This is a genomic window from Paracoccus jiaweipingae, from assembly GCF_044335505.1.
Lineage (GTDB): Bacteria > Pseudomonadota > Alphaproteobacteria > Rhodobacterales > Rhodobacteraceae > Paracoccus.
Genome location: NZ_JBISBS010000007.1, coordinates 136,018 through 158,438, shown reverse-complemented (window position 1 = coordinate 158,438; position 22,421 = coordinate 136,018). Strand labels below are relative to the sequence as shown.

Annotated in this window: 22 protein-coding genes and 2 tRNA genes; 9 read left to right on the top strand and 15 right to left on the bottom strand. The window is 64.8% G+C overall.

Annotated elements, in window-relative coordinates:
* Positions 1-156: 156 nt before the first annotated feature.
* The 3 genes from ACFXP9_RS12715 (at position 157) to ACFXP9_RS12705 (ending at position 3,254) form a co-directional block, all read left to right on the top strand.
* Positions 157-1,236, top strand: a complete 1,080-nt coding sequence (locus ACFXP9_RS12715; RefSeq protein WP_397204954.1) for a TRAP transporter substrate-binding protein — start codon at positions 157-159, stop codon at positions 1,234-1,236.
* A gap of 80 nt (positions 1,237-1,316) precedes the next feature.
* Positions 1,317-1,964, top strand: a complete 648-nt coding sequence (locus ACFXP9_RS12710; RefSeq protein WP_397204956.1) for a TRAP transporter small permease — start codon at positions 1,317-1,319, stop codon at positions 1,962-1,964.
* A gap of 3 nt (positions 1,965-1,967) precedes the next feature.
* Complete coding sequence (locus ACFXP9_RS12705; RefSeq protein WP_397204958.1) at positions 1,968-3,254, top strand: TRAP transporter large permease; 1,287 nt, start codon at positions 1,968-1,970, stop codon at positions 3,252-3,254.
* Between the two features lie 54 nt (positions 3,255-3,308).
* Here the strand turns inward: ACFXP9_RS12705 and ACFXP9_RS12700 are convergent, their stop codons facing one another.
* Both ACFXP9_RS12700 and trpB read right to left on the bottom strand, forming a co-directional pair.
* Complete coding sequence (locus tag ACFXP9_RS12700) at positions 3,309-3,995, bottom strand: hypothetical protein (protein ID WP_397204960.1); 687 nt, start codon at positions 3,993-3,995, stop codon at positions 3,309-3,311.
* Positions 3,996-4,073: 78 nt separating this feature from the next.
* Entirely contained in the window at positions 4,074-5,300 is a 1,227-nt protein-coding gene (trpB, locus tag ACFXP9_RS12695) for a tryptophan synthase subunit beta (RefSeq protein ID WP_397204962.1), read from the bottom strand.
* Positions 5,301-5,422: 122 nt separating this feature from the next.
* On the opposite strand from trpB, the gene ACFXP9_RS12690 reads away from it, so the two are divergent.
* Genes ACFXP9_RS12690 through ACFXP9_RS12680 form a run of 3 tightly spaced genes read left to right on the top strand, consistent with a single transcriptional unit; the run spans position 5,423 to position 7,976 of the window.
* On the top strand, positions 5,423-6,460 hold the full coding sequence (locus ACFXP9_RS12690) for a TRAP transporter substrate-binding protein (RefSeq protein WP_397204964.1): 1,038 nt from the start codon (positions 5,423-5,425) through the stop codon (positions 6,458-6,460).
* On the top strand, positions 6,457-7,152 hold the full coding sequence (locus ACFXP9_RS12685) for a fumarylacetoacetate hydrolase family protein (RefSeq protein WP_397204966.1): 696 nt from the start codon (positions 6,457-6,459) through the stop codon (positions 7,150-7,152). Before ACFXP9_RS12690 ends, ACFXP9_RS12685 begins: the two co-directional genes overlap by 4 nt.
* Positions 7,149-7,976, top strand: coding sequence for a hypothetical protein (locus ACFXP9_RS12680; protein WP_397204968.1), 828 nt, complete (start codon positions 7,149-7,151; stop codon positions 7,974-7,976). Before ACFXP9_RS12685 ends, ACFXP9_RS12680 begins: the two co-directional genes overlap by 4 nt.
* Here ACFXP9_RS12680 and ACFXP9_RS12675 read toward each other — a convergent pair.
* The 5 genes from ACFXP9_RS12675 to ACFXP9_RS12655 all read right to left on the bottom strand — a co-directional run bounded on the left by ACFXP9_RS12675 (position 7,973) and on the right by ACFXP9_RS12655 (position 13,152).
* Positions 7,973-8,560 (bottom strand): histidine phosphatase family protein, encoded by a 588-nt coding sequence (locus ACFXP9_RS12675; protein WP_397204970.1) that lies wholly within the window; start codon positions 8,558-8,560, stop codon positions 7,973-7,975. The two genes, ACFXP9_RS12680 and ACFXP9_RS12675, sit on opposite strands and share 4 nt — an antisense overlap.
* A 64-nt stretch (positions 8,561-8,624) precedes the next feature.
* Positions 8,625-8,699, bottom strand: a tRNA-Val gene (locus ACFXP9_RS12670).
* Between the two features lie 57 nt (positions 8,700-8,756).
* Positions 8,757-9,092 carry an HU family DNA-binding protein gene (locus ACFXP9_RS12665; protein WP_397204972.1) on the bottom strand — a complete coding sequence of 112 codons (336 nt, stop codon included), beginning with the start codon at positions 9,090-9,092 and terminating at the stop codon, positions 8,757-8,759.
* A 168-nt stretch (positions 9,093-9,260) separates the two neighbouring features.
* A complete protein-coding gene (gene lon / locus ACFXP9_RS12660; protein WP_397204974.1) occupies positions 9,261-11,675 on the bottom strand; it encodes an endopeptidase La in 2,415 nt (804 codons plus the stop codon).
* 136 nt (positions 11,676-11,811) lie between these two features.
* Positions 11,812-13,152 (bottom strand): ATP-binding protein, encoded by a 1,341-nt coding sequence (locus ACFXP9_RS12655; protein WP_397204976.1) that lies wholly within the window; start codon positions 13,150-13,152, stop codon positions 11,812-11,814.
* A gap of 53 nt (positions 13,153-13,205) precedes the next feature.
* Between ACFXP9_RS12655 and ACFXP9_RS12650 the strand changes: the two genes are divergently transcribed.
* Positions 13,206-14,072, top strand: coding sequence for an MBL fold metallo-hydrolase (locus tag ACFXP9_RS12650; protein WP_397204978.1), 867 nt, complete (start codon positions 13,206-13,208; stop codon positions 14,070-14,072).
* Positions 14,073-14,154: 82 nt separating this feature from the next.
* Positions 14,155-14,229 (top strand) — tRNA-Asn (locus ACFXP9_RS12645).
* A gap of 252 nt (positions 14,230-14,481) precedes the next feature.
* Here ACFXP9_RS12645 and ACFXP9_RS12640 read toward each other — a convergent pair.
* Positions 14,482-15,015 (bottom strand): Arm DNA-binding domain-containing protein, encoded by a 534-nt coding sequence (locus tag ACFXP9_RS12640; RefSeq protein WP_397204980.1) that lies wholly within the window; start codon positions 15,013-15,015, stop codon positions 14,482-14,484.
* A gap of 346 nt (positions 15,016-15,361) precedes the next feature.
* Between ACFXP9_RS12640 and ACFXP9_RS12635 the strand changes: the two genes are divergently transcribed.
* Positions 15,362-16,219, top strand: a complete 858-nt coding sequence (locus tag ACFXP9_RS12635) for a hypothetical protein (protein WP_397204982.1) — start codon at positions 15,362-15,364, stop codon at positions 16,217-16,219.
* A 673-nt stretch (positions 16,220-16,892) separates the two neighbouring features.
* Here ACFXP9_RS12635 and ACFXP9_RS12630 read toward each other — a convergent pair.
* From ACFXP9_RS12630 to ACFXP9_RS12600, 7 genes are all read right to left on the bottom strand, one after another.
* Positions 16,893-17,315 carry a hypothetical protein gene (locus tag ACFXP9_RS12630; RefSeq protein ID WP_397204984.1) on the bottom strand — a complete coding sequence of 141 codons (423 nt, stop codon included), beginning with the start codon at positions 17,313-17,315 and terminating at the stop codon, positions 16,893-16,895.
* A 171-nt stretch (positions 17,316-17,486) separates the two neighbouring features.
* The gene (locus tag ACFXP9_RS12625; RefSeq protein ID WP_397204986.1) at positions 17,487-17,822 is read right to left on the bottom strand and encodes a hypothetical protein; all 336 of its coding nucleotides are present in this window, start codon (positions 17,820-17,822) and stop codon (positions 17,487-17,489) included.
* Positions 17,823-17,833: 11 nt separating this feature from the next.
* A complete protein-coding gene (locus tag ACFXP9_RS12620) occupies positions 17,834-18,271 on the bottom strand; it encodes a hypothetical protein (protein WP_397204988.1) in 438 nt (145 codons plus the stop codon).
* Positions 18,272-18,505: 234 nt separating this feature from the next.
* Positions 18,506-19,747, bottom strand: a complete 1,242-nt coding sequence (locus ACFXP9_RS12615) for an NnrS family protein (protein ID WP_397204990.1) — start codon at positions 19,745-19,747, stop codon at positions 18,506-18,508.
* Positions 19,744-20,508, bottom strand: coding sequence for an ABC transporter ATP-binding protein (locus ACFXP9_RS12610; protein WP_397204992.1), 765 nt, complete (start codon positions 20,506-20,508; stop codon positions 19,744-19,746). Before ACFXP9_RS12610 ends, ACFXP9_RS12615 begins: the two co-directional genes overlap by 4 nt.
* The gene (locus ACFXP9_RS12605) at positions 20,505-21,314 is read right to left on the bottom strand and encodes an ABC transporter permease (protein WP_397204994.1); all 810 of its coding nucleotides are present in this window, start codon (positions 21,312-21,314) and stop codon (positions 20,505-20,507) included. The genes ACFXP9_RS12610 and ACFXP9_RS12605 overlap by 4 nt, the downstream gene beginning before the upstream one ends.
* Positions 21,311-22,303 (bottom strand): ABC transporter substrate-binding protein, encoded by a 993-nt coding sequence (locus tag ACFXP9_RS12600; RefSeq protein ID WP_397204996.1) that lies wholly within the window; start codon positions 22,301-22,303, stop codon positions 21,311-21,313. The genes ACFXP9_RS12605 and ACFXP9_RS12600 overlap by 4 nt, the downstream gene beginning before the upstream one ends.
* Positions 22,304-22,421: the final 118 nt, after the last annotated feature.

Sequence of the window (22,421 nt, the reverse complement as noted above, 5' to 3'; positions counted from 1 at the left end):
GTTTTTACGGCCAATCGGTTTGCAATCCATGCATGGCTTTGGCATGGTTCATGCGAAATCCGCATGGCGGGTTCGCCATGTGACATCACTTGTCGATAGGGCCTTTATCACGACTCCCCAATCATTCGGCACAACCGTTGAGAAAAAGGAGATAGCATGTCTTTGCGCAGCAGTTTTCTGACCATGTCCACCGCGCTGGCCCTGTTGGCCGGTGCCGCACAGGCCGATACCTGGCGTTATGCGTTCGAAGAATCCATGGACGAGGTTCAGGGCGTTTTCGCACAGAAATTCAAGCAGGAAATCGAAGCCAATTCGGACCATCAGGTCCAGCTTTTCCCCTTTGGCACGCTGGGGGAAAGCGCCGATATCATGGAACAGGCGCAATCGGGCATCTTGCAATTCGTCGATCAGTCGCCCGGTTTTACCGGCGCCCTGATCCCCGAGGCGCAGGTGTTTTTCGTCCCCTATCTGCTGCCCACCGACAGCGGCCAGCTGAACGCGTTTTTCCGCGATTCCAAAGCCATCCATGATCTGTTCCCCCCGCTTTACGCCGAACAGGGGCTGGAATTGCTGACCATGTTCCCCGAGGGCGAGGTGGCGATGAACACCAAGTCCAAAGTGGAAAGCCCCGCCGACCTGAAAGAGGTCAAGTTCCGGGTCATGACCAACCCGCTGCTGGTCGAGGCCTATAAGGCCTTTGGCGCCACCCCCACCCCGCTGCCCTGGGGCGAGGTGTACGGCGGGCTTCAGACCAACATCATTCAGGGTCAGGAAAACCCTGCTTTTTACCTGAACAGCCAGAAATCCTATGAGGTGACCGACCACATCACCTTTGCCGGGCATAACAGCTTTACCACCGCCGTGATGGCCAACAAGGCTTTCTATGACGGGCTGCCCGAGGCCGACAAACAGCTTGTCGATCAGGCCATCAAGGCCGCCTTTGACGAGATCCTGACCTATCAGGAGGGGCTGACCGAAAAATCGCTTGAGGAAATCAAGGCCGCCAAGCCCTCGATCACCATCACCACCCTGACCGAGGAACAGCGCCAGCCCTTCCGCGATGCCGCCCCCGAGGTCGAGGCAAAGTTTCTGGAGATCGGCGGCGATCAGGCACAGGCAATCCTTGACCAGATGAAGGCCGATCTTGAGGCCGCGAAATCCGCGACCAGCGCCGATGCCCAAACGCCCGCCGCGACCGCGCCGGATGCGGCGGCCAGCGACACGGCCGCGAACTGAGCCGTCAGGCCCGTGGGGCCGGTTTCGGGCAGGCGGCACCCCCGCCTGCCCTTTTTTTTCCATCATCAGGAACATCTCAGATGACTGACAGGTTGGCACCCGGGGGCATGACCCCGGACCAGACCCCCACCGCATCGCCCGATGGCCGCGACGACAGTCCCGGTGATGCGGCCAACACCGCCTATCGCAGCGCCCTGCCCGGCGCGCTTGGCTGGCTTGATCAGGGCATCGCCCGGCTCGAGGCGTTTATTCTGGGCGCCGGCGTGCTGGCGATGGCGGCCAATACCATGGCGAATGTCGTCGGGCGCTATGTGTTCAACAGCAGCCTGTTCTTTTCCGAGGAACTGAACCGCGTGCTGATCGTGCTGATCACCTTTGCCGGGCTATCCTATGCCGCGCGCAATGCCCGCCACATCCGCATGGCGGCGTTTCTGGAAATGTTTCCCCGCCGCATCCGCAAGCCAGTGGTCATGGCCATTGCCGTGGTGAGCGGTCTGGTGATGCTGGCACTGGCATGGTTTTCGCTGGGATATGTCCAGACCATGGCGGCGCGCGGGCGGGTGCTGCCGGCGATGGATATTCCTGTCTGGTGGACGCTGGTCTGGGTGCCGGTAGGCTTTGCGCTGACCGGGGTGATCTATCTGCTGGCGGCGGCGCGCAATGTCATCAGCGACCGGATCTGGATGTCGGTGATGGTGCCGGAACGGTCGCGCAAGGACGGGGGCTGAACCATGGGATGGATCATTTTCACCGTCATGGTGGTGCTGTTGCTGATCGGTTTTCCGATGATGATCCCGCTGATCGTCGGGGCGGGCGTCGGCTTTGTGATGCTGTTTGGCGATCTGTCGCAGATGGAGACGCTGATCCAGCAGATGCTGACCGGCATCCGCCCCACCAGCCTGATCGCGGTGCCGCTGTTCATCTTTGCCGCCGATATCATGACGCGGGGCCAGTCGGCGGACCGGCTGATCGACCTTGTAATGTCCTTTGTCGGGCATTTGCGCGGCGGGCTGGCGGTGTCGACGGCGGCGGCCTGCACCCTTTTCGGGGCGGTGTCGGGGTCGACCCAGGCCACGGTGGTGGCGGTCGGCGGGCCGTTGCGGCCACGGATGTTGCAGGCGGGGTATAAGGACAGCTTTGTTCTGGCGCTGATCGTGAATGCCAGCGACATTGCGTTTCTGATCCCGCCCTCGATCGGGATGATCATCTATGGCGTGGTCTCGAACACCTCGATATCCGAACTGTTCATCGCCGGGATTGGTCCCGGTCTGGCGCTGTTGGCGGCGTTTTCGGCCTATAGCTGGGTCTATGCCCTGCGCAACAACGTCCCGACCGGGCCGCGCGCAACATGGTCGCACCGCCTGCGCGCGATGCGGCGGGCGATCTGGCCGATGGGCTTTCCGCTGATCATCGTCGGCGGCATCTATGGCGGCGTGTTTTCCCCGACCGAGGCAGCGGCGGCCTGCGTGCTGTATGCGCTGATCCTTGAAATGCTGATCTTCCGCGAGGTCTCGCTGACCGATCTGTGGGCCACGGCGAAATCGACCGGGCTGATCACGGCGGTGGTGTTCATTCTGGTGGCGGCGGGGGCGGCGTTTTCATGGGTGATCAGTTTTGCCCAGATCCCGCAGGCCATCCTGACCGCCATCGGCATTGCCGAAATGGGCCAGACCGGGGTGCTGATAACCATTGCCATCGCGTTTTTCATTGGCTGCATGTTCGTCGACCCGATCGTGGTCATTCTGGTGCTGGTGCCGATCTTTGCGCCGGTGGTCGGTCAGGTCGGTCTGGACCCGGTGCTGGTGGGCACGCTGATCACCTTGCAGGTGGCCATCGGGTCGGCCACGCCGCCCTTCGGATGCGATATTTTCACCGCCATGGCGGTGTTCCGGCGATCCTATGGCGAGGTCATTCGCGGCACGCCGCCCTTTATTGCCATTCTGCTGGCCATGTCGGGGCTGCTGATCTTCTGGCCCGAACTGGCGCTGGGGCTGCGCGACCTTGTGTTCGACAAATAAGCAAAAGGGCCGCCCCATCGGCGGCCCTTCGTATTCGGTAAATTGGCGCGGCGGTCAGCCGTTGCTGTCATCCGAGCCGCTGTCGCTGTCAGAACCGCTGTCATCCGAACCGGCATCATCCGACGAATCCGAGGCGCTGCCAGAACCGCTGTCATCCGTATCATTGTCGCCGGTGTCAGTGCCGGTGTCGGTGTCGTCCCCCCCGGCATCATCCGAACCGGTATCGCCATCCGGGGCGCCGTCATCCGACGCATCACCGTCATCCATGCCGTCATCGCTATCACCCGGCGCGGTGGGCTGTGTCCCACCGACGCCAGGCGTGCTGCTGCCGCCATCGGGACCGGCGCCTTTTTCGATGTCGACACGTTCGCCATTGACCTTGATCAGGCGCCCCTCGACCAGGTTATACAGCAATTCGATGTCCTTGCCGTCGCGCTGTGCGGTGACGGTCATCAGCGTGCCGTCGCGGAGGATATGGATATCGCTGAACCCCTGCGCCAGCAGGGTATCGGCCACCGCCTGATCGTTCATCTGCTGGTCAAAGCTGGGGAAGCCGGTATAGGCGGCCTGACCGACGGGGGCTTCCTTTTTCAGCGCATCGGCGGGAATGACCGCGGTTTCGGCCATTGGCGAGGGGGTGACGACGGCGCCGCTTTGCGCCATCGCCACGGTGCTGCCAATGGCGGTCAGGGCGGCGATCTTGCCGGCAATCAGGCCGGCCTTCAGGGTCTTGTTGAACATGGTAACCTCTTACACAGGATGCCGACCTAACGCCGTATCCTGCCCGAAAGGTTCCCTGCCCGCCCGCATCCGGCACGATCAGCCGTCGATCTGCACCCCCAGATGCCGCGCCACGGTAAAGATATCCTTGTCGCCGCGCCCGGACAGATTGACCACCATCAGGTGATCTGCGGGCAGATCCGGCGCGATTTTGGCGACATGGGCCAGCGCGTGGCTGGGTTCCAGCGCGGGAATGATGCCCTCGGTCTGGCACAGCAACTGGAAGGCAGCCAAAGCCTGGTCATCGGTGATATTGACATATTCCGCGCGGCCCTGATCCTTCAGCCAGGCATGTTCAGGACCGATGCCGGGGTAATCCAGCCCGGCACTGATGGAATGGCCCTCAAGGATCTGGCCGTCATCGTCCTGCAACAGATAGGTGCGGTTGCCATGCAAGACGCCGGGGCGGCCACCGGTCAGGCTGGCGCAATGCTGCATGGTGTCATCGACCCCGCGACCGCCGGCCTCGACCCCGATGATGCGCACCGACGGATCGTCAAGGAAGGGGTGAAACAGGCCCATCGCGTTCGACCCGCCGCCGATACAGGCGACAATGCTGTCGGGCAGACGGCCTTCCTGTGCCATGATCTGATCGCGGGTTTCGCGGCCGATGATCGACTGGAAATCGCGCACCATCGCCGGATAGGGATGCGGCCCCGCCACCGTGCCGATGCAATAGAACGTGTCCGCGACATTGGTCACCCAGTCGCGCAGCGCGTCATTCATCGCGTCCTTCAGCGTGCCGCGACCGCTGGTGACGGGCACCACCTCGGCCCCCAGCAGGCGCATCCGAAACACGTTGGGCTGCTGACGTTCGACATCATGGGCGCCCATATAGACCACGCATTTCAGGCCGAACCGGGCACAGACCGTCGCCGTGGCCACGCCATGCTGACCGGCCCCGGTTTCCGCGATGATACGCTTTTTCCCCATCCGCCGCGCCAGCAGGATTTGCCCCAGCACATTGTTGATCTTGTGGCTGCCGGTGTGGTTCAGTTCCTCGCGCTTGAGGAAGATTTTCGCGCCCCCCAGATGCTCGGTCAGGCGCGGCGCGAAATACAGGGGGCTGGGGCGGCCAACGTAATATTGCCACAGATCGGCCATTTCCGACTGAAAGGCCGGGTCGGTTTTGGCGCGTTCATATTCCGCCTGAAGCGACAGGATCAGCGGCATCAGCGTTTCACTGACGAAACGGCCGCCATAAATGCCGAACCGCCCCTGTTCGTCGGGACCGTTCATGAAGCTGTTGACAAGATCTTCGGCCATGGCGCGGGTTTCCTTTTCCTTGCCCGCCACAGGTAACGAAACCGGCCCGCGCGGGCAAGCGGGCTTGTCTTGGGGCGCGCGGGCTGGCAGCAAGGGGCAGAACAACCCAGCCACGGATGCTTATGAAACACATATTTTCCCTTGTCGCCCTGACCGCCAGCCTTGCCCTGCCCGCCAGCGCAGCCGAGGTCACGCTGAAGGTGCATCACTTTCTGCCCCCCACCACCACGGTTCAGGTCCAGCTGATCGAGCCATGGGCCAGGGCGGTCGAGGAACAGTCCGGCGGACGCATCGACGTGCAGATCTATCCGATGATGCAGCTTGGCGGCAAACCACCACAGCTGATGGATCAGGCCCGCGACGGCGTGGTCGAGGTCGCCTGGACATTGCTGGGTTACACACCGGGCCGCTTTCCGCTGGCGGAAACGTTCGAACTGCCCTTTGTCGCGTCATCGGCGGCGGCGACCAATGCCGCCTTGCAGGATTTTCAGGACAAGTATCTGGCGCAGGAAATGTCCGATATTCACCCGCTGCTGCTGCATGTGGGGGCGCCGGGCAAATTTCATTTCCGCAATGGGCCGGTGGCCAGCCTTGATGATCTGAAAGGGCTGAAGCTGCGCGCGCCCTCGCGCATCATGACGCAGGGTCTGGCGGCGCTGGGGGCCAACCCGGTGGGGATGCCGGTGCCGGAAATCCCGATGGCGCTGACCACCGGGGTGATCGACGGCGCGCTGGTCCCGTGGGAGGTCACGCCGGATCTGAAACTGGCCGATATCACCCGCTATCACACCGAATTTGGCGGGCCGAACGGGCTTTATACCTCGGTCTTTGCGCTGGTGATGAACAAGCCCACCTATGACGGGCTGCCCGAAGACCTGCGCCAGATCATCGACCGCAATGCCGGGCGGGCGCTGGCCGATCATGCCTCGGCGGTGTATGACGGCATCGAGGCCGAGATCCGCCAGCAGGCCATAGACGCCGGTCACGACGTCACCGTCATCCCCGAGGATCAGCTTGGCCCGTGGAAAGCCGCCGCGCAGCCGGTAATCGACCAGTGGGTCGCGGATATGGATGCGCGGGGTCATGACGGGCAGGCGCTGCTGGACGATGCCCGCGCCATGATCGCGGCCCATCAGCCCGCCGGAAAAACCGCGCCATGACGGTGCTGAGCTTTCCCGCACCGGACTGGCCCACCCTGCCGGTTCTGGACAGCGATGCCCGGCTGCCGGTGCGGCGGGTGTTCTGCGTGGGCCGCAATTACGCGGCCCATGCCGCCGAAATGGGCGCGCAGGTTCAGGCAGACGCCCCGTTCTATTTCACCAAATCCGCGCTGGCGGTGGTGCCTTCGGGACGCAGCCTGCCCTATCCGCCCATGACGCAGGATTACCACCACGAGGTCGAACTGGTGGTGGCCATCGGCAAGCCCGGCTTCCGGCTGGCGGCGGATGCGGCGATGGAGGCGGTTTTTGGCTATGGCGTCGGTCTGGACATGACCCGCCGTGACGTTCAGGCGCTGGCCAAGTCCAGGGGCCATCCGTGGGACATGGCCAAGGATGGCGAGGGCAGCGCGGTCATCGGCCCCATCACCCCGGCGGCGGGCTTTACCCCCGCAGGACAGCGCATCGCGCTTAGCGTGAATGACCAGATCCGGCAGGACGGGGTGCTGTCCGACATGGTCTGGGCGGTGCCCGCACTGATTGCCGATCTGTCGCGCTGGGTGCATCTGGCGCCGGGCGACCTGATCCTGACCGGCACGCCGGCGGGGGTGGGTCCGGTTGCGCCGGGCGACCGGCTGTGCGGGCGCATTCCCGGTCTGGCGCCGGTCAGCCTGACCATCGGACCGCCGGAATGACCCCGGCGCCCGATGCAAGCGGCTGTGCCGCGCTGTGGCCGGCCTATTTCAGCGCCCCGGCGCCCGCCGCTGGCAGCCGCGAAAGCCGCCAGCCGGGACCGGATGCAAGCGCGGCGCTGCCACAGGCCGATGTTGATTTGTCGGTCTTTGCCCGCGACATCATTCCCGGCGATCCGGCCCCGACATGGGCAGGCCGGACCCGCAACCTGATCAGCCATTTCCGCGCGCTTGAACCCGAATTTGCCGCCCGCCCCCGGCTGGGGCATCTGCTGGCCTGCACCATCGTGGTGCTGCGCCGCGACCCGCAGCAGCCACAGGCGCAGGCGCTGTTTCACCGCATCACCGCCGAACATGGCGCGGATGCCGCACAGGGCATCAACCTGCGCTGGCTGGCATCGGTCTGTGACACGCTGATGGATATCGGCACCACCCCCGAGGACCGGGCGCTGGCCATGACCGGATCGGTCACCGCCAATCTGGTCAAGCTGGCCGAGACCGAGCGCCGCGTCTTTGCCCCCCGTATTCCCTGGCCGCCACAGGCCAGCTTTCGTCAGGGCGGGCCGCTGTTTGACGGGATGATCAGCTATTGGATCGGCAAGGGCGAGATGATCGACAACCTGCTGAACCGGATCGAGCGGGTCACCACCACCGACAGCCCCGCCGCGCCCTTCGTGATCGAGGTGTTCAACCGCCTGTTCGAAAACGACACCACGCTTTCCCGGCTGTATGGCCTGCAAGGCCGCAACGCGCCGGGCCGCGCGCCGCGCGATGAAACCGGCCTGATCGAACAGGCCATCGCCGCCCTGCGCCCGGCCCCGGATTAAGCCGGCAAGCGGCGGTGCACCCGGTCGCGAATGTGATAGACCGCGCCCTGTTCCTGCGCCAGCGCATCCAGTTGCGACAGATCCTGCCCCAGCGCCAGCAGCCGCAGCACCTGCAAGGTCACGCCATGGGTGACGATGACAGCCGGGCCGGTCAGACCGGCCAGAAAACCCCGCAGCCGCGTCGCCAGCGGGGTCAGATGTTCGCCCCCCGGAACGCGGTCATACCAGCCCAGACCGCCGGCGCCAAACAGCGCCGGATCGGCGCGGCGCAGATCGTCCAGAAAGGCGCCGGTGAAATCGCCCATGCCGATCTCGGACAGCCGCGCATCGGTGTCGAACCCGGCCGCGCCAAAGACGATCCGGGCCGTCTGACAGGCGCGTCCCTGCGGGCTGGACAGGCGGCGCAGGCCGGGCCGGGCCAGCACCGGCGCCAGCAGCCGCGCCTGCGCAGCTGCCTGTTCGCGGCCGCGCCGCGTCAGCGGCGAATCAAGCGCGCCCTGCAAGCGCCCCAGCCTGTTCCAGTGGGTTTCGCCATGCCGCATCAGCCATAATTCGGGAACCGGGGCGGGCGGAAAAGGGGTCATGTCCTGTCCCCCCTGCCAAATAAAAAGAACGGGTGCGCCATCACTGGCACACCCGTTGAAATAATGGTGGGTGATAAGAGATTTGAACTCCTGACATCTTCGATGTGAACGAAGCGCTCTACCGCTGAGCTAATCACCCGGTCCGAGCGAGATAGCGCCCCCGCGCCTGGGATGCAAGGGGCCATTCGCAGAAAAATCACACCTGCCGGGGGCTGCCAACGGCTTGCTTGCGGCGCAGACGCAGAATGATGACCTCGCCACCATTGACGTCTTTCTGGCGGTTCACGCGGGCCTTGCCAAAGGGTTCGACCGACAGGCTTTCCCCTTCGGCAAAAGCCTTGCCCAATTCGGCCAGCGTGGCCTCGACCACGGCGCGGGCATCGGTCTTGCGCACCCCGGCAGCGGTGGCCACACGGTCCAGAAATTCGCGCTTTTGCACGATCTTCACCGGCGTCGGCTCGGCCATCGCGGGTTTGCGCGGGGGCTGTTTCTTGCGCGGTGCAGCGGCCTTTTTGGCCTGATCCTTGGGCATCTCTCTCCTCTTTGGCCAGTGTCGGAGCGGGATCGTTCATTTTTCGACCGAAAGGTCAACTGTCGCCAGAACCTGAAACGCAATCACCGTCGCAGACCGATGGCCGGCCCCGACCCAAAAACAAAGCGCGGCTTACGCCGCGCTTTGCTGTCCTTTCCACAAGCCCCGTCAATGTGCAAGGCTGTCTGGCGCCGGTGCGCCGCGAAGGGCGGCCTGACGGGCGGCTTCGGCGGCTTCATGCGCAGCCTCGTCCCATTCGACCGGATCGGGCATCCGCACCAGCGCATGTTTCAGCACCTCACGGACATTTTCGACCGGAATAATGGTCAGGCCCTCTTTCACATTGGCGGGGATTTCGGCCAGATCCTTTTCGTTATCCTTGGGGATCAGCACGGTCTTGATGCCGCCCCGCAGCGCCGCCAACAGCTTTTCCTTCAGCCCGCCGATGGCCAGCGCATTGCCGCGCAGCGTGACCTCGCCGGTCATCGCCACATCCTTGCGCACCGGGATGCCGGTCATCACCGACACCACGCTGGTCACCATCGCCAGACCGGCCGAGGGGCCGTCCTTGGGCGTGGCACCCTCGGGGACGTGGACATGGATGTCACGCTTGTCGAATTCCGGCGGCCTGATCCCCAGTTCCGGCGCCACCGAGCGCACGAAAGACGAGGCCGCGTCAATGGATTCCTTCATCACATCCCCCAGCTTGCCGGTGGTCTTCATCCGGCCCTTGCCGGGCAGTTTCAGCGCCTCGATCTGCAACAGATCGCCGCCGACCTGCGTCCAGGCCAGACCGGTGACAACACCGACCTGATCGTCCTTTTCCGCCAGACCGTAACGGTGACGGCGAACGCCCAGATATTCCCCGGCCTTGTCGGGCGTCACCTCGACGGATTTCGCCTTGCCTTTCAGGATCTCGGTCACGGCCTTGCGGGCCAGTTTGGCGATTTCGCGTTCCAGCGACCGCACCCCGGCCTCGCGCGTGTAATAGCGGATGACATGGGTCAGCGCGTCATCGGTGACGCTGAATTCGCCCTTTTTCAGACCATTCGCGGCGATCTGTTTGGGCAGCAGGTGCTGGCGGGCGATCTCGCGCTTTTCATCCTCGGTATAGCCGGACAGGGGGATAATCTCCATCCGGTCCAGCAGCGGGCCGGGCATGTTATAGCTGTTGGCCGTGGTCAGGAACATGACATTGGACAGGTCATATTCCACCTCAAGGTAGTGATCGACAAAACTTGCGTTCTGTTCGGGGTCCAGAACCTCCAGCATGGCGGATGCCGGATCGCCGCGGAAATCCTGCCCCATCTTGTCGATTTCATCCAGCAGGATCAGCGGGTTGGTGGTCTTGGCCTTTTTCAGCGCCTGAATGATCTTGCCGGGCATGGACCCGATATAGGTGCGCCGGTGGCCGCGGATCTCGGATTCGTCGCGCACCCCGCCAAGCGAGATGCGGATGAATTCGCGCCCCGTCGCCTTGGCGACCGAGCGCCCAAGGCTGGTCTTGCCGACACCCGGCGGGCCGACAAGGCACAGGATCGGGCCTTTCAGCTTTTGGCTGCGGGTCTGCACGGCCAGATATTCGACGATACGTTCCTTGACCTTTTCCAGACCATAGTGATCGGCATCCAGAATCTGTTCGGCGCGCGACAAATCCTTGCGGGTGCGCGATTTCACGCCCCAGGGCAGGGCCAGCAGCCAGTCGAGGTAATTGCGGCTGACAGTCGCCTCGGCCGACATGGGCGACATGGATTTCAGCTTTTTCAGCTCGGCCTCGGCCTTGTCGCGGGCCTCTTTGCTGAATTTGGTGGCGGCGATCTTTTCTTCCAGCTCGGCCAGTTCGCCCGCACCTTCGGCGTCGTCGCCAAGTTCCTTCTGAATGGCCTTCATCTGCTCATTCAGGTAATATTCGCGCTGGGTCTTTTCCATCTGTGACTTGACGCGCGACTTGATCTTTTTCTCGACCTGAAGGACGGACAATTCGCCCTGCATCAACCCGTAAAGCCGTTCCAGACGCTCGGCCACGTCCAGTTCCTCAAGCAGGGCCTGCTTGTCGGCCACCTCGATCCCCAGATGGCCGCTGACCAGATCGGCCAGACGCGCGGGGTCGCGGGTTTCGGCCACGGTGGTCACGACCTCTTCGGGGATATTCTTGCGCACCTTGACGTAACGCTCGAACTCCTCCGCGACGGCGCGCAGCAGCGCGGTCGCGGCGGCCTCGTCACCGGGGGTTTCCGCCAGTGCCTCGGCACCGGCCTCGAAATAATCGGGGTTGTCGACAAATTCGGTGATGCGCACACGTTCGCGCCCCTCGACCAGCACCTTGACGGTGCCATCGGGCAGCTTGAGCAGTTGCAGCACATTGGCCAGAACGCCGGTGCGGTAAATGCCTTCGGCCTCGGGTTCGTCCACCGAGGCGTCTTTCTGTGCCGCCAGCAGGATGGGGCGGTCAGCCTCCATCACCGCTTCCAGTGCCCGCACCGACCGGTCGCGGCCGACGAAAAGCGGCACGATCATATGCGGAAAGACAACGATGTCGCGCAGCGGCAGCACGGGATGCGTCTGGGTCGTGGTCTGGGTCATCTTTCGGTCCTTTCTGCCCGAACCCTGCGCGCCCCAAAGCGGCAGCGCGCGGATTCTGCCTGTCGGTCCAATCTAGGCGCGCTGCCGCGCCGGTTCAATGGCCGCCGTCGTTCGCGATGCGTTCACGGTTAACCGATCAGCGCGGAATGACGATCTGGGCCAGCAACCCGCCAAGCGCCCGCCCCCGGCCCAGACGCAGGCTGCCGCCATGGGCGCGGGCGATATCGGCGGCAATGGCCAGCCCCAGACCGACCCCCTGCCCCTTGTCCTGATTGCGCGCCGGGTCAAGCCGGGTAAAGGGGCGCATGGCCTCGTCACGGCGGCTCTCCGGGATGCCCGGCCCGTCATCCTCGACAGAGATGGTCAGCGCGCCCCCCCCCAGCACAAGTTCGACCTGCGCGTGATTGCCATAGCGCACGGCATTGCCAATCAGGTTCTGAACCGCACGGCGCAGGGCGGTTTCGCGGAAGGTGACCTGCGCCTCTGCATCGCCCTGAACCCGCCCCAGAACCACCGCCTGACCGGCGCGTTGCGCGTCGGCCACGATGTCGCGCAGGAAAGGGATCGCCCTGACCGGGCGCGGCGGTGCCGATTGCGCGTCATCGCGCGCCAGTTCCAGAAACGCGTCGATCATGGCGCCCATTTCATCCACGTCCCGCGCCATCGCGTCGATATCGGCGGCGTCGGGGGGCATGTCCGGGGTCAGCATCGACAACCCCAGACGCAACCGGGTCAGCGGTGTGCGCAGGTCGTGGCTGACCCCCGACAGCATCAGCTTGCGCTGTTCGTTCTGACGCTCGATCCGGTTGCGCATGTCCAGAAAGGCGGTGCCGGCGCTGCGCACCTCGCTGGCGCCAGAGGGGCGGTAAGGCGTTACCCGGCCCCGCCCGTAATCCTCGGCGGCGCGGGCCAGACGCCGGATGGGGCGCAGCTGGTTGCGCAGGAAAATGGTCGAAATCACCGTCATCAGCAGCGATGTCCCCACCATCAGCACCAGCAGCTGATGCGGGTTGGTGGCGCTGACCAGCCGGCGGTCAAAGCCCAGGCTGTATGGCCCCCAGCGCCCCTGCATCGCCACTACGACGCGGCGCATGTCGCGCAGATCGACAGCGCGCACCTGCGGCACCTGTTCATGCAGCGTGGCGATCACCACCCGGCCCGACAGGTCCAGCGGGTGGCGGTGGTCGTCGCGCGCAGGCGCGGCGGGCAGGTGCAGCGACAGCCCCAGCGGCCCGGCCAGTGCCCGCCCCGCCAGTTGCGCCGTGGCCCGGTCATTGGCCTGGTCGATGCGCCGCGCCACCACCACCAGTTCGCGCGACAGGCTTTCGGTCATCTGCCGGGTCACGCCTTCGAAATGGCGTTGCAGGAACATCACCGTCACCACCAGCGTCACCACCGTGACCGGCAGAAACAGGATCAGCGCCGCGCGCCCATAGATGCCGCGCGGCATCAGTGCTTTCAGCCAGGCGAAATCCATGCCACCTTCCTTTCCGCGCCAATCTGACCGCAATCGCGCGAAAGGAAAAGACCGTGCTGACCCGCATTCTGGCCCCCAACCCCTCGGCCCTGACCGGTCCGGGCACCAATACCTTCCTGCTGGGTCAGCGCCATGTCGCGGTGATCGACCCCGGCCCCGACATTGCCAGCCACCGCGCCGCGATCCTTGCGGCCTCGGGCGGGCGGATCAGTCACATTTTCGTCACCCACGCCCATCTGGACCATTCCGAGGGCGCCGCCGCGCTGGCCCGTGAAACCGGTGCCCCGATTCTGGCCTTTGGCACCGCGACCGAGGGCCGTTCCGCCCGCATGACCCGTCTGGCCGCCGAAGGTCTGGCCGGCGGCGGCGAGGGTCTGGATCTGGATTTCACCCCCGACCTGCTGCTGCGCGACGGCGACGCGGTCGAGACCCCGGACTGGACCCTGCGCGCCATCCACACCCCCGGCCACATGGGCAACCACCTGTCCTTTGCGCTGGATGATGCGGTGTTTTGCGGCGATCTGGTGATGGGCTGGTCCTCGACGCTGGTGTCGCCGCCCGATGGCGATCTGTCGGATTATTTCCGCAGCCTCGACCGGCTGCACCACCACGCGCCGCAGCGCCTGATTCCCGCCCATGGCGACGCGATCGACGCCGTTGCCCCGCGGCTGAACGAACTGGCCGCCCATCGCCGGATGCGCACCGCCCAGATCCTGTCAGCCCTGCGCCACCAGCCCGGCACCGCAGCCGAGCTGGCGACCCGCATCTATGACGTCCCGCCCCCGCTGCTGCCCGCCGCGACACGCAATGTCTTTGCGCATCTGGTGGCCTTGCAGGATATCGGCGCCATCACCACCCCCGGCCCCGGCGGCCCGGATGACCGGTTCGAGTCGATTTATATAGCATTATCAAAGTATTGAAAGATTTTTTTCAAAAAACATCAAAAAAACGTCGCAGCCCTCTGGACGGCCCCGAAACCCAAAGCTATACACCGCCCCGTGTTCCGGCGTAGCTCAGCGGTAGAGCAGTTGACTGTTAATCAATTGGTCGTAGGTTCGATCCCTACCGCCGGAGCCAATCACCCTTGATTTTATTGGGAAAATTGGCGTGACACCATCCTTACTAACAACCTACTATTGCTTTGGCGTTGGTTGGTAAGGGCGGGTCGGCCCCGCTTTCGCTCACGAAGACGTGACCGCGTGTCACACCCGGCGACGGCCTGCGGGTCAGTTCGCAGGCTCAAATCCGTCGCGGTCCAGCGTGCAAAGTTCGTCTGCTTCTAGGGCCGTGACCATGGGCACGTCGTAGAGGCGGCAGTAATGGCCCCGGCTAGCGTGACGGCAACCGCTGCAACCGGCCACCAAGGCTTCGTGGTCGCCCTTGGCATGAATTCGGTCGTGGCAGTCGCCGCACGTCCATGTCGCCAAGCATCGGCACCGCGTATGTGTCCAAGCTGCTACGCCAGTCTTTGCGGTGCTTTTCGTTGCTGAATTCGCTTTCCTTACGGGCATGTGCCTTGGCGATTGCGTCATTGAACAAGATGATTGCGCTTTGATCCTCATACTTCGCGCTCACCTTGCGGCGTAGTTCGGCGCGTTCTTCGATGGGGTCGCGGCCTTCGCGCACCATGACGCGCAGCCGTTCGGCTTCTTCGCGTGCCTTCTTCAACGAAAGTTCGTCAACCGGACCAAGCCCCATGCCACGGGTGTTAGGAACCAACTCCCCCCGCTTGTTCTTGCGCTTGCCAAGCGTGAACTTAAACACCCAAGATTTCGTGCCCCACTTCGACACTTGTAGGTATAGCCCCTTGCCGTCGGCATAGTGCCCCGGCTTGGTCATTGCTTCGACCTGCTTTGCGTTCAACCGCCCCTTGTCATATGCTATGTCGCCAATTCCCTACTCAATTTCTACTAACGAAATATCGTAGAGCCATCGGGATTTTGCAAGAGTTACCGGGAAGGATATTCACGTTAACCCCTTGACTCTAAATGTTAACGTAAGACGACACCGGAACCACCGGGAATGTAACATGGCCGCTACCGCCGGAGCCATATATATTGCCCATACCGCTACGATTGCGGGCAAGATCATGACTAATCCCAATAAAATCAACATCCTACCTCAAATGCTCGGTTGAGCATTCACCCGTGCAGATCCGACAACACGTTTGACTTAGCGGTCAAAAATCGGTCAAACGCAGGGGTCGGCCATGCCACACCAGAAGATCACGCAGGCGCTTGTTGACGGCCTGCCCTACCAGGATTCAGGGACGCTCTGGGTCCACGACACGGAACTCGCCGGGTTCAACCTGTCCATTGGTCAGCGCACGAAAACCTACTACGCCGCAGGCGAGCACGGGAACCGCTTCATCCGCGTGAAGATCGGCCGCGCCGATGTGACGAAGGCGAACGAAGCGCGCGCCGTCGCGCGTGACGTGCTGCTGCCGGAAATCCGTCGCGGCGTCGATCCGCGCGCAAAGCAGCTATCTGACGACGACCAGGCCTATGCGCGTATCCTCGCCGGCATTCGCGAGGCACGTCCCGAAGACCTTTCAGACCAGATGGCGCGGCGCATCATTCGCGGCAAGGCGAAGCGGCGCGCGGACGAACTGACGGTCGGCCGGGTCTGGGCGATGTATGAGGAGTATAAGCGCGCCTCGATCCTTGAGGAGCAAGGCCCGGAGAAGGCACGTCGGGCAGAAACCCATATCACCCAGCAGCGGCGCTATCTCGGGGGCGCAGAGACCTACGGCAAAGACGGCCCCTATGCCTCCTCGCTCGAATGGCCGAAAGGCTGGTGGGATCGCCCCATCACGGACATCACCCCTGAACTCTGCTCGACGACGTGGCGCAACCTGAACCGCACGCGCGGGCGCAGGACGGCCCAGATGTTCTTCATGGCTGTCCAGGTGCTGTTCAACTATGCGGTGGCGAAGAAGGAAGTGCCTGTCACGTTGCACCCGATGGTGATTGACGCCGCAGGCGACGGCATCGGCCTGCCGAAAGGTTGGCAGACCGTCCGCTTGAACAAGTCGGAGCCTCGGTCGGCTTCGGATTTGGCGATGTAGAGCGGATCGGGCATTCTTCGTTCCTCTGGTTGGGCGGACAGGCCCGGTTCGTCGCAGGAAGGAGCAACCGCAACCCAAGCCCAGACCTGTCCTTGAGCGGTGCTTGGGCTGGCGTGACGATGCGGCGAGACAGCCCGAGACGACCATCCGGTGTTTGAGGTCCAGGACTGGCAACGGGCGGGAAAATGAGGTGCTGCGGTCAAGACGCCATCAAGCTCGTGGCGCTCGTGCTGCCAACCATCGGCAATCGCAGGCGAACCGTCTTGATGGATGATCACTTGCCACGAGAAAGCACGCGTGCGCACGCGCGCGAACCAGAGTTTCATTCCTGGGTGATCATACAGGAAGTGCTGCAAATGATGCGCTGCGACACGCAACCGCCGCTTGGTCGAACCGAGGCCTCGCGCGTGCGACATGTGCGAGCGCGCGGTGCGTGCGCGTGCGCGATCTGGTTCCAGAACGCAACGAGGTGTTTCAGGTGAGACCTTGGGAGATTTCCGCCACCTTGCAGAGCTTAGGCGTGAAGGCGGTTTGGGGTCAGCCCCTACCGAGTGTCAGAGGATCGCGGGAATCGCCTTCGCTCGGGCGCTTTGCCGGGGCGCTTACCGCATAGCGACGCAGACGAGTGCGACCATCATCGCGAGCGCGAGGGCTGCGTCCAGGTCCGCGTTCATCATTCGACCGTCAGAGAGGGGATGGCTACGTTGTCCACGGCTTCCCACGCCTCGGCCAGGGTCATGCCGCGTTCCTTGGCAAGCTGCTGGATCATCCCATCGACGGGCACACCCATGCGGCGAGCCATCTCGATTGTCTTGATCCGGGAGTCGACCGCTTCGGCCTCGACCTTGCCCTCGAAGTTCACGGACGACAGCTTGGGTCGGACGTACTGGGCGACTTCCTTCATGGCGGCCAGTGCCACGAAGGTATCGCCTTTGTCGTAGGCCTCCGCGCCGATAATCGCCATGAGCACCACGGGGTCGAATTCTTCGTTGCCCGCGTGCAGGCGCAATTCCCGCAGCTTGGCGTCCATGCGTTCGGACAACTCGTCCTTCGACTTGGTCGGCTTGCCCGTCTTTCGGCCTGAGGAATAGCGCATCAGGCGAACCCTCCCGAAGGAAAGCCCGCCTGACTGAATGCAACCAAGGAGGAGAGAGCAAAACCGCTCGCCCTGATCATCGCAGGCATCGACGCAGAACGCGACCGAGATCGAAGGTCCAGGTGATTGTTCATCATGGCGGTCTGCTCCTTGTATAACTCGGTTATGCCGTCAGGCAGCTTCGTCTGATTGCTGCTTGACTGGGAACGTGAACGGCGCGCGGTTGGCCGATGCAGCGGGCGGCAGATCGTCGAGCAGGATGCGCCACGGCCAGCCGGGCAGATCGCAGGCGCGCAGGGCGTCCGCACCACCCACGGAGGCGTTGTGCAGGGCGACGAGTTCGTTCCGGGTCGATGTGTAGACGAGGAGCAGCGTGCCGTCGTCGGTCGCCCAAGGGGTCAGGGCATCCTCGCCGGAGGAGAAGACCTGCGCCTGCTCGCCTGGTTCGACCGTCCAGGCATGGGTGTTGGCGAGCCAGAAGTCGGCATAGGGGTTCGGGTGTTTCATATTCGGTCCTTTCAGCGTGCGGGCGGCACGCGCTTGATGGCGTCGAGCAGGCGGGTGAAGCCTTCGGTGTGGGCATCACGGGACAGGGTGCGTTGCTCCTTCCCGATGATCACGGTGACGATGGCCGGGTCTTCGTGGCCGAACACCGAGAAGGCGAAGGAGAGGTTGTCATAATCCACCGTCTCGCTCTCGATGATGTGGTCGAGGGGGCGTTCCTGGAAGGTCTTGACCGTGCGCTTTGTCAAAACGGCTTGGCCCCCGGTGATCCGGTATGCGCCGGGAGCGCCTTCGTCGCGCGGTCCCGGCCAGGAATGGCTGACGCGCAGGCCGTTCGATGGGTTCGCATCCTCGGCCACCTTGCGTTGGTAGCCGGTGGGCTGATCTGACCAGAAGAAGGTGATGGCGCAGTCAGTGCGCCGAACGTCCACGAGAGTTGCGCCGTCAAGCATCGTGCAGCGCCCCCGGCAAGATCAAGTTGGCTTGCGCGCGTTCAGCTTCGGTCAGGCTCGAAGCCGAGCCGCAGCATCCCCGAGCGCAGGGTCAAGCCGGATCGCCTCGCCCTTGGCCGCGGCTGCCGCCGCTTCGGCCCATATCTGGTCCCGGTCGCGCCTCAGCGCCTCAATATCGAAGCGCTTCCCTTTGCTATCAGCATCAGGGTCCGATACGAAATCATGTCGGGCATCTCAGCACCCCTCATGTTGTCCAAGGGTCGCGGGATCGCTGAGCAGCGGCCAGTATCGCCACAGCCAGATCCCGAACCCTGCGGCCCACAGGATCGAGGCCGCCACATGCGCCAGTACCGGATCGGCCAGCCCCAGTTCGGGCAAAAGGCGCAGCGCGGTGGCACCCAGCAGCGCCGCAAGCGCCAGCCTGACTGCGGCGGAAACCGGCAGCGTCCTGCCAGAATGGAACAGCCCGGCGATGGACTGAACCGCCAGCACCGCCACACCCAGCCCCCCCATCAGCGCAAGATGCCAGCCGCCGGCGGGCGGCAGCGGCGCACCCAGCCCCACCGCGCCCAACCAGATCAGCCCGGCCCCGGACAATGCCGAGGTCAGCGCCAGCGCGACGATCTCGGCACGCAGGGCCTCGGGGCCGATAAAGGATTCCGCGATACGGTCGATAAAACCCGCGCCCGCCGCGATCAACAGCCAGCCGGTCACCGCATCGGACAGGCCGAAAGCCCGCGCCATTATCACCAGCGCGACCAGTCCGGGCGCCAGATTCATCCGACCGGGATGCGGCCGGTAGGGCGAGGTCTCCTCGCTTGGGTCCAGCACCAGATTGGTCACCGGCGGTGTGATCCGCGCCAGCGCCAGCCCCAGAAAACCCAGAAAGATCAAGCCTGTGGTCTTGACCGCCTCGCCCGCCAGACAGCTGTCGCCCGCGATCATCTGCCACCGCGTCACCGCAACGGCAATCCAGAACGCCGCCAGCCAGCCGGCAAAGACCAACAGCCGGTCGGTCCGGCGCTGCCATGAAATCCGCAGCGCATAGGCGGTCAGCGCCGCGATCCAGCCCAGATCGGCCAGCCCGGCCAGCGGCGCCAGCGCATCCCAGCCGACCAGCCCGATGACCCGCGCCACGCCCCACAGGCCCGCCAGCCCCCACAGGGCGCGGCCCTTCAGCGGCGGCGTGTCCGTCCATTCCGGAAATGCGGTGGTCAGAAACCCGATCAGCGCGGCCCCGAAGGCGCCCACCACCATCTCGTGCATATGCCAGACCGAGGGCGCGATTCCGGTGGCGCCGATCAGCCCATAGCCCTGCACGGCGATCCACAGAAACGGCCACAGCGCGGCATGGATCGCGGCCAGCGGAAAGAACAGCCGAAAGCCCTCGTCGCTGATCACGCGGTGCCAGGGCGGCGGCGGCGGCGGGCCAGGCGCGGGCTGGCCGCGCAGCAGCGGGGGCTGCGGCGCGCTCATGCGATGCGCCTTTCATCGACATCGTGGATATGGCGAAACAGCGGATCGCCGGTCTGCCAGCCCTGCGTCAGCGCAAAGATCGCGGCATCGTCGCGCGTCCCGGGGCTGCCGGGGATGCGCCGCTCGCCGATGATCCCGCGCCCGGTCGGATGCATCACCGCGATCCGATGGGCGACGCGGGCGGCCTCGGCCAGATCATGGGTGACAAAGATCGCGCCGAAACGGCCCGCGCCGCTGGCCGCGATCACCAGATCCTGCATCCGGCGTTTCAGCGCGGCATCCAGCGCGGTAAAGGGCTCGTCAAAAAAGACGAAATCGGGGTCGACGACCAGCGCGCGGGCGATGGCGATGCGCTGGCGCATCCCGCCAGACAGCTCGACCGGGTATTTCGTCAGATCTTCGGGCGCGAAATGCGCGGCCCCTGCGGCGCGGGCGGCGGCGGCCCAGGCCTTGCGGCGGGGCTGACCGGCCAGCCGCGCGGCAAAGGCGATGTTGTCCTGCGCGGTGGCCCAGGGCATCAGCCGGGGGTCCTGGAACACCATGGCATGGCGGCGATAGGCGCGGGTGATGCGCCCCTCGCGCGGGGCGATCAGCCCGGCGGCGATGTGGATCAGCGTCGATTTTCCGCAGCCCGACGGCCCGACCAGCGCCAGAACCTCACCGGGATCGACGCGCAGGCCGATGCGGGTCAGCACCTCGCGGCCCAGAAAGGCATGGGTGATACGGGTCAACGCCAGCGCTGCGCCTTGCGCGGTGCTCATCGTTTGACCCCCCAGGGGCGGGCGGCGTCGCGCCAGCGTTCAAATTCGGCCCGGATCGGATGGACAAGGCCGTATTCCACCGCGATCAGCCCGGCGACCGCAATGCCGATCCAGGCCAGGGCCTCGGTCACATCCAGATATTGCCGGGCGCGGGCCAGCTCGTTCCCGATGCCGCCGACCGAGGCCAGAACCTCGATCATCACCGCGACCTTGATGGCGGTGGCCAGCCCCAGCACCAGCGCCGGAAACAGATAGGCCAGCATCTGGCGCAGCCCCACCGACCACAACCGGCGCAGCGGCCCGGCGCCAAACACCTGCGCCATGGCATCAAGGCCGCGGTCGCGCGTGGCCACACCCTCGGCAGTGCCGGCAAAGACCAGCGGCACGACCGAGACAAGGATCGTCGCCACGACCATGGCATCCGATGACCCGAACCAGATCAGCGCCACCACCAGCCAGGCAATCGGCGGCACCCCCAGCACCACGGTCAGCAAGGGCCGCGCCAACCGCATGACCGCCGGGGAATAGCCCGCGATCAGCCCGGCAATCCCGCCGATCAGCGCCGACAGCGCAAATCCCTGCACGGCGCGGCGCAGCGTTGCCGCGATGATCGTCCAGTTCGCAGGCTCGGTCAGGATGGCGCCCGCCGCCTGCGCGGTGGCCAGCGGTGCGGGCAGGATCAGGTTGCCCCAGGCTTCATGCCCGGCCTGCCACAGCGCCGCCAGCAGCGCCAGCGCCGCCAGACCGGCCCAGCCGCCCCACAGGAACCGCCCGGCGCGACCCAGCCTGTCAAGCGCCGCGTTCACAGCCGGTAAAACCCGTCATCGGGCAGCTTGCCGCCAATGGCGCGCGGATCGACCTCGCTGACGGCGCTGAACATCGCCTCAAAGGCCGGGCGGGCCTTGCGCGCGGGGGTGGCAACCAGCGCCGAATGCGGGATCGATTTGGCCAGAACCGGCGCGGGCATCCCCAGCGTCCGGGACGCCGATTTCGCCGCAGCCCCGGGATCGGCCAGCACCTTGGGCAGGGTCGCCGCAATGGCGTCCTGAATGGCCTCGACCGCGCCCGGATGGGCGGTGTCAAAGGCCTCCATCACCCCCAGACCGGCCTGCGGCACCACCGGGCCAAGGCCCGTCAGCTTGCCCCATTCGGCCTGAATGTCGATGGCACGGGTGACCTGTTGACCGGCCTGCAGGGCGCGCATCTCGGCCATGGTCGTGGCGGGTTCGGGCAGCACGGCACAATCGGCCTTGCCCGACAGCAGCAGCTGCACGGCCTCGATCGGGGTCCCGGCGGGTACGATGGTCACGGCATCCCCGGCGACGCCTGCGGCGGCCAGAATCCGGCGCAGCAGAATGTCGGGCGTGTCATTGCGGAACGGCAGCGCCACCGCCCGCCCGGCCAGATCGGCCGTGCCCCTGACCGCCGGATCGCGGGTCACGACATAGTTCAGCCCGTTGGTCATCGCATTGACCATCCGCAGCCCCAACCCCTTGTTATACAGGTTGGCCGCCGCGTTCGCGGGCAGGATCACCACCTGCATCCGCCCCGAGGTCAGCCCCGCGCGCAGCTCATCCGGGTCGCGCCATGCGGTCAGGCTGACATCGCCCGCCACCCCATCCAGCGCGCCCGTCGCGACCGCATGGGCAAGGGTGATCGTCGGCCCGGCGGGCGGTCCGAACAGCGCAAGCCTTTCCAACATCGGGGCCGCGCGCAAAATGCCCGGCACCGCCAAAGCGGCACCGCCGGCAATGCAGCCCAGCATCAGATCACGGCGAGAGGGGGTGCAGGTCATGGCAGGGAACTCCTATCTGTTCGGCCGTCAATAGACGATAAATTCTATCAGATATTGACTTTGATCAAGCCTGCGCGCTGCAACTTGTCACCGCGAGCCGGGAACGGGGTCAGAAACC

Bases quoted from the DNA above. Each gene is read 5' to 3' on its own strand.
- ACFXP9_RS12705 (WP_397204958.1), top strand. From the start codon at position 1,968: ATGGGATGGATCATTTTCACCGTCATGGTGGTGCTGTTGCTGATCGGT.
- ACFXP9_RS12655 (WP_397204976.1), bottom strand. From the start codon at position 13,152: ATGGATTTCGCCTGGCTGAAAGCACTGATGCCGCGCGGCATCTATGGG.
- ACFXP9_RS12615 (WP_397204990.1), bottom strand. From the start codon at position 19,747: ATGAGCGCGCCGCAGCCCCCGCTGCTGCGCGGCCAGCCCGCGCCTGGC.
- ACFXP9_RS12710 (WP_397204956.1), top strand. From the start codon at position 1,317: ATGACTGACAGGTTGGCACCCGGGGGCATGACCCCGGACCAGACCCCC.
- ACFXP9_RS12620 (WP_397204988.1), bottom strand. From the start codon at position 18,271: ATGCTTGACGGCGCAACTCTCGTGGACGTTCGGCGCACTGACTGCGCC.
- ACFXP9_RS12715 (WP_397204954.1), top strand. From the start codon at position 157: ATGTCTTTGCGCAGCAGTTTTCTGACCATGTCCACCGCGCTGGCCCTG.
- trpB (WP_397204962.1), bottom strand. From the start codon at position 5,300: ATGGCCGAAGATCTTGTCAACAGCTTCATGAACGGTCCCGACGAACAG.
- ACFXP9_RS12700 (WP_397204960.1), bottom strand. From the start codon at position 3,995: ATGTTCAACAAGACCCTGAAGGCCGGCCTGATTGCCGGCAAGATCGCC.
- ACFXP9_RS12680 (WP_397204968.1), top strand. From the start codon at position 7,149: ATGACCCCGGCGCCCGATGCAAGCGGCTGTGCCGCGCTGTGGCCGGCC.
- ACFXP9_RS12690 (WP_397204964.1), top strand. From the start codon at position 5,423: ATGAAACACATATTTTCCCTTGTCGCCCTGACCGCCAGCCTTGCCCTG.
- ACFXP9_RS12600 (WP_397204996.1), bottom strand. From the start codon at position 22,303: ATGACCTGCACCCCCTCTCGCCGTGATCTGATGCTGGGCTGCATTGCC.
- ACFXP9_RS12635 (WP_397204982.1), top strand. From the start codon at position 15,362: ATGCCACACCAGAAGATCACGCAGGCGCTTGTTGACGGCCTGCCCTAC.
- ACFXP9_RS12630 (WP_397204984.1), bottom strand. From the start codon at position 17,315: ATGCGCTATTCCTCAGGCCGAAAGACGGGCAAGCCGACCAAGTCGAAG.
- ACFXP9_RS12675 (WP_397204970.1), bottom strand. From the start codon at position 8,560: ATGACCCCTTTTCCGCCCGCCCCGGTTCCCGAATTATGGCTGATGCGG.
- ACFXP9_RS12625 (WP_397204986.1), bottom strand. From the start codon at position 17,822: ATGAAACACCCGAACCCCTATGCCGACTTCTGGCTCGCCAACACCCAT.
- ACFXP9_RS12665 (WP_397204972.1), bottom strand. From the start codon at position 9,092: ATGCCCAAGGATCAGGCCAAAAAGGCCGCTGCACCGCGCAAGAAACAG.
- ACFXP9_RS12685 (WP_397204966.1), top strand. From the start codon at position 6,457: ATGACGGTGCTGAGCTTTCCCGCACCGGACTGGCCCACCCTGCCGGTT.
- ACFXP9_RS12610 (WP_397204992.1), bottom strand. From the start codon at position 20,508: ATGAGCACCGCGCAAGGCGCAGCGCTGGCGTTGACCCGTATCACCCAT.
- lon (WP_397204974.1), bottom strand. From the start codon at position 11,675: ATGACCCAGACCACGACCCAGACGCATCCCGTGCTGCCGCTGCGCGAC.